Origin of the sequence: Streptomyces capoamus (assembly GCF_014654935.1) — a bacterium.
Taxonomy (GTDB): Bacteria; Actinomycetota; Actinomycetes; order Streptomycetales; family Streptomycetaceae; genus Streptomyces; species Streptomyces capoamus.
The window spans coordinates 239,028-243,401 of sequence record NZ_BNBF01000003.1 but is presented as its reverse complement, the minus strand read 5'-3'; the positions used below and the strand labels follow the sequence as shown (position 1 = coordinate 243,401).

The window sequence follows — 4,374 nt, the reverse complement described above, 5'->3', positions numbered from 1 at the left end:
GCCCGCACGGCGCCCCGCGGCACGTACCGCTGCGTCCCGCACGGCGACCACCTCCTCGGCAATGCCCGGCCCGACTGGCTGCCCGACCTCGCCGACCACCTCACGCACACCCTGACGGGCATGTCGTAGCGGGCGGATCGCGGTGCGCGGCCCGGGTGACCTGCGGACCGCCCCGGTCAGGCCGCCGGTCCGCCGGCGGCGAACGTGACCGGCAGCCGCGCCGGACCGCGCAGACCGCCGGGCCGCCAGGTCAGCTCCGCGGGCGGGACGGCCAGGGCCATGTCCGGGAGGCGGCGCAGTGCCGTGCCGATCGCGATCTGGCCCTCCAGCCGGGCGAGGGGCGCGCCCAGGCAGTAGTGGATGCCGTGTCCGAAGGCCAGGTGGCCGTTGTCGCGCCGGGTGATGTCCAGCCGGTCGGGGTCGGGGAACCGGGCCGGGTCGCGGTCGGCGATCGCCGAGGCGATGAGCACGGTCGCACCGCGGGGGACGGTCACGCCGGCGATCTCCACGTCCTCGCGCGCGAAGCGGGCGATGCCGGGGCTGACCGGGCCGTCGTAGCGGAGGAACTCCTCGATCGCGTCCGGGAGCAGGTCCGGTCGGTCCCGCAGGAGGGCCAGCTGGTCGGGGTGGGTGAGCAGGGCGGTGATACCGCTGCCGATCAGATTGACCGTCGTGATGTAGCCGGCCACCAGCAGCAGGAAGGTCATGGCGATCAGCTCGTCGTGGCTGAGCCGCTGCTCCTCGTCATGGGCGCTGATCAGCGCGCTGAGCAGGTCGTCTCCCGGCCGGGCGCGTTTTGCTCCGAGGTGCGCGGTCAGGTAGGCGCGCATCCGCTGCCACGCCTCGTTCACGACGGCCGGGTCGGGCATCCGCTCCCCCCGGACGAGCATGGCGTCGGTCCACCGCTGGAAGTCGTGGCGGTCGTCCACGGGTACGCCGAGCAGCTCGCTGATGACGGTGACCGGCAGGGGCAGGGCGAAGTCCGCCACGAGTTCGGCCCGGCCGGCCGGCACCACCGCGTCCAGCAGTCGGTCGGTGATCTCCTGGATCCGGGGCCGCAGCATGGCGACCCGGCGCGCGGTGAACGCCTTCGACACGAGGCGGCGCAGGCGGGTGTGGTCGGGCGGGTCGGAGCGGAGCATGCTGCTCATCAGCGATTCCCGCTCGAAGGCGGGCAGCTGTCCGGCGAGGCGGGGGTCCGTGGCGTCCCGGACATCGCTGCTCAGCCTCGGATCGGACAGGGCGGCCAGCCCGTCCTCGTAGCGGGTCACCAGCCAGGCGTCCAGGCCCCCGGCGATGACCGCCCGTCGAACGGGACCGTCCTCCCGCAGCCGCCGGTAGAGCGGGAAGGGGTCCGCCACGAAGCCCGGGTCGGCGTAGGGAAGGGGCACTGGCCGCTCGCTCATCACACCTCCCGGACACACTTCACATACAGGCCATTCTCCGACAGGGCAGCCTCCGACGCCCGGGCACCGGCGCGACATTCCCCGCCGGGGTGGCTGACCGCGGATTCCCGGCTGCGGGAGACGTGCGGCATGCATGATCGGTGGGAAGCGTCCCCGGGGCTGTGGTCGCGTCGCTGGTCGGCCGACGACGCGCGAGCGGTGTTGAGGTGACGGGTCAGTGAGCCGATGGCGGCGCTGGACGCGGCAGACCAACGCGGGAAGACGACGTGGAACGTCATGCGCGGCTGGCCACGGACGGAGTGTCCGCGCCGCACCGGTCGGCCTGACGGGTTCGGTCCGCACAAGGTTGTGCTGGGTGTCCGTGCGGACGACGGCGGCCCGGTCGGCGGCGGAACCGGTGGCGGGCAGATTGCGGTCGAGGTCGAGGGCGATGCCGACCTCGCGCGCCCCGGCCGCGCGGAGGGCCCCGACCGCGAGCCCGTGCCCGTCCAGCAGACGGTGGGCGGCGGCGAGCGCGCCCCGGCCCTCCTCGGCGCCGGGGGCGTGGCGGCCGACGGAGTGCCCGAGGAAGGCGCTGCACCACGGCTCGTTCAGGGTGATCCAGCGCGGCACCCGGTCGGCCAGGCGCGCGGCGACGGCCGCCGTGTACTCCGCGACCGCTCGGCGGTCCCCCTGACCCGTCCCAGTGATCGAGCGTGGCGGCCGGCTCGATGCCCGCCGTGAGGGGTTTTGTCGACGGGACGGGAGGAGAAGTCCAGCCCCTTGCGGTTCACCGGTCCGGAGGTCACTTGACGGATCCGCCGGTGATGCCGGCGGCGATGTACTTCTGGGCGAGCACGAGCAGGACGGCGGCGGGGACCGCGGACAGCACGGAGGCGGCCATCACCGAGCCCCAGTCGCCCACGTGCGCGCCGATGTACTGGTAGATGCCCAGCGTGATCGGCTTGACGTCGTCGGTGGTGTTGAGGGTGAGCGCGAACATGAAGTCGCTCCAGGCGAACAGGAACGCGAACAGGCCCGAGGTGATCAGGGAGTTGCGGCTCATCGGCAGCACCACCTGCACGAAGGTGCGCAGCCGGCCGGCGCCGTCCATCTGCGCGGCCTCGATCACCTCGCCGGGGATGGACAGCATGAACGAGCGCATCAGCACGATCGAGAAGGGGATGCCGAGCGAGGCGTCCGCGAGCATCAGGCCGAGGTAGGAGTTGACCAGGCCCAGGTCGACGTACGAGGTGTACAGCGCGTTGGCGATGACGATCCCCGGCACCATCTGGGTGATCAGCGTGCCGAGCACGAGGGTGCGCGTGCCGGGCAGCCGGAACCGCGCGAGCCCGTACGCGGCCGGGGCCGCGACCGCCAGGCAGACGACCACCGCGCCGAGCGAGACCACCAGGGACGTCAGCAGGTGGCCGCCCTGGTCGCCGAGCGCCTTGGAGAAGCCGGACAGGTCGAGGCCGTGCGGCACCGGGTCGGCTTCGAGGAGACCGGACTCGGGCTGGAGTGCGGTGTTGAGCATCCAGTACAGCGGGAACAGCATGACGCCCAGGACGAGCACACCGGCCACGGTGGAGCCCCAACGGCGCCTGTTCGCACGCGGCTTCGCGTTCTCGGCGGCCATCGTCGGTCACTCCCCTTCGGTGCGGTCGGCCCGCAGGTACAGCACGGCGAACACGGCCGAGATCAGGATCAGTATGTTGCCGACGACGGCGCCCGCCCCGAAGTCCAGCCGTACGAAGGAGTTCTGGTAGGTGAGCGTGCCCAGGGTCTGGGTGGCGTCGGCGGGACCGCCGTCGGTGAGGGCCAGGATCAGGTCGAGGATCTTGACCGTCGACATGAAGCCCAGGACGAGGACGACCGTGATGACGGGACGGAGCGCCGGCAGGGTGATCGAGCGGAACGTCCGCCAGGCGGAGGCGCCGTCCAGGGCGGCCGCCTCGTACAGCTCGCGGGGGACCTCCTGCAGACCGCCGTACAGGATGACCATGTTGAACGGGATGCCGATCCAGATGTTGACCAGGATGACGGACAGCAGGGCCATGTGCGGACTGGTCAGCCATGGAGTGTGACCGCCCAGGCCGAGGGTGTCGAGGAAGGAGTTCAGTACGCCCGTGTCCTGGTCGAGGATGCGTCGCCACACGATGCCGGACACCACCATGGGCACCAGCCAGGGCAGCAGGATCAGCGAGCGCAGGGCACCGTTCAGCGGGAACGTCCGGTGGAAGAAGACGGCGAGGGCGAGGCCGACGCAGAACTGGCCCAGCAGTGAGCCCGCGGTGAAGACGAGCGTGTGCCACAGCGCCTTGCCGAAGAGGGGGTCCCGGAGGACGTTCGACCAGTTGGCGAAGCCGTTCAGGGGGGCCTCTCCGGTGAAGAACGTCTTCGGGGTGTAGTGCTGGAAGCTCATCACGACGTTGTGGACGAGCGGGTAGCCGAAGAACAGCATCATGAAGAGGACCGCGGGGGCGACGAACCCCCACTGGGCCGGCCCGCGCCGGCGCCGCGGCCGGCCGGGCGCCGGCCGGCCGGCTTCGGACACCGCGGCGGACGCGGTGGTGGTGGACGTGGTCATGCTGGGCGTACCTCAGTTCCCGCTCGTGGCCCGCTGCTGGGCGCGCCGGAGGGCGGCCTGGCTGGACTGGCCGGTCAGGGCGGCCTGGAATGCGCTCTGCAGGGCGAGTGACACGGCCGGCCAGCCGGCACCGAGCTTGGCCGTACGGGAGCGGGCCGTCGCCACCTGGTCGGCCAGCGCGCCCAGCTCGGGCACCTGCCTGCGCCACGCGGTGGCGGCCTTCTCGCCGGCCGGGACCATCCAGCTGTTGCGCGCGTACGTCAGCTGCTCCCGCTCGCTCGTGAGGCAGGCGACGATCCGCCCCGCCATCCGCTCCCGCCGTTCGTCACCGGTGTCCGGGACGGTGAGCACGGCACCGCCCAGCGGACCCACCGACTTCTCCCCCGCCTTCGGCACGGG

Annotated in this window: 3 protein-coding genes and 2 pseudogenes; all 5 read right to left on the bottom strand. The window is 72.2% G+C overall.

Annotated features, from left to right (window positions below; translation table 11 throughout):
• Window positions 1–176: 176 nt before the first annotated feature.
• Window positions 177–1,406: a cytochrome P450 family protein gene (locus IE312_RS07005; RefSeq protein WP_189979340.1), complete on the bottom strand. Its 1,230-nt coding sequence runs from the start codon at window positions 1,404–1,406 to the stop codon at window positions 177–179.
• A gap of 405 nt (window positions 1,407–1,811) precedes the next feature.
• Window positions 1,812–2,018 (bottom strand): annotated as a pseudogene (locus tag IE312_RS44105) (family 1 glycosylhydrolase); the annotation flags it as partial.
• 172 nt (window positions 2,019–2,190) lie between these two features.
• Window positions 2,191–3,024: a carbohydrate ABC transporter permease gene (locus tag IE312_RS06995; RefSeq protein WP_189979339.1), complete on the bottom strand. Its 834-nt coding sequence runs from the start codon at window positions 3,022–3,024 to the stop codon at window positions 2,191–2,193.
• A 6-nt stretch (window positions 3,025–3,030) separates the two neighbouring features.
• Window positions 3,031–3,975, bottom strand: a complete 945-nt coding sequence (locus tag IE312_RS06990; RefSeq protein ID WP_189979337.1) for a carbohydrate ABC transporter permease — start codon at window positions 3,973–3,975, stop codon at window positions 3,031–3,033.
• A gap of 12 nt (window positions 3,976–3,987) precedes the next feature.
• Window positions 3,988–4,374 (bottom strand): annotated as a pseudogene (locus IE312_RS39130) (ABC transporter substrate-binding protein); the annotation flags it as partial.